The organism is Pseudomonas sp. EL_65y_Pfl1_R83, assembly GCF_963970695.1.
Lineage (GTDB): Bacteria > Pseudomonadota > Gammaproteobacteria > Pseudomonadales > Pseudomonadaceae > Aquipseudomonas > Aquipseudomonas tritici.
This window is the reverse complement of record NZ_CAXAQI010000073.1, coordinates 1-766: the sequence shown is the minus strand read 5'-3', so window position 1 is coordinate 766 and position 766 is coordinate 1. Positions and strand designations below refer to the sequence as shown.

2 protein-coding genes are annotated in these 766 nt (G+C 64.2%); both read right to left on the bottom strand.

Annotation, left to right across the window (positions count from 1 at the left end; genetic code table 11):
* Nucleotides 1-508 (bottom strand): FHIPEP family type III secretion protein (locus tag AACY08_RS27675; RefSeq protein ID WP_339472292.1); only part of this gene is annotated, 508 nt, incomplete at its 3' end.
* On the bottom strand, nucleotides 505-766 hold a 262-nt coding region (locus AACY08_RS27670; protein ID WP_339472291.1), incomplete at its 5' end, for a helix-turn-helix domain-containing protein. The genes AACY08_RS27670 and AACY08_RS27675, both read right to left, overlap by 4 nt.

The following is a 766-nucleotide window of genomic DNA, read 5'->3' as shown; positions in this document are numbered from 1 at the left end:
CGGAGTCGATCGCCATCTGCTTGCCGGGCATGGCGTCCAGGCTGAAGCGCGCCGCCACTTCGGCGATGCGGCCCGCACCCTTGGTGATGACGACGAAATTGATGACGATCAGGATCGCGAAGATGGTCAGGCCGATGATCGTTTCGCCGCCCATCAGGAATTCGCCGAACGCGCCGATCACGCCACCCGCCGCCTGCGGCCCTTCATGTCCGTGCCCCAGGATCAATCGGGTCGAGGCGAGGTTGAGGCCGAGCCGCAGCATCGTCGCGATCAGCAGGATCGTCGGGAAAGCCGAGAGTTGCAGCGGCTTTTCGATGAACAGCGAAGTCATCAGGATCATCACCGACAAGGTGATCGACAAAGCGAGACCGATGTCGAGCAGCCATGCCGGGATCGGCAGGATGAGCATGCCGATGATCGCGATGACGCCGAATGCCAGCGCGAGATCGCGCCCGGCACCGATCCGTTCGAGCAGGCGGGTAATGGGCAGGGGCAGCACAGCGTTCACGGAGCGGGCGACACGGCGATACCGGCCTCAATGAAGGTCTTCAGCTTGTTGCGCATCGTCCGCACCGAAATGCCGAGGATGCCCGAGGCCGAGGTGCGGTTGCCGTGGCAGCGCTGCAGCGTTTGCAGGATCAGTTCGCGCTCGACCTCTTCGACCGTGCGGCCGACCAATCCTTCGATTTCGAGGCGGCCTTCGCTGGCGGCATGGTCCTGCGCGAGCTGCGACCCATCGACCAGGACGATGTCGCGCGCCTCGATC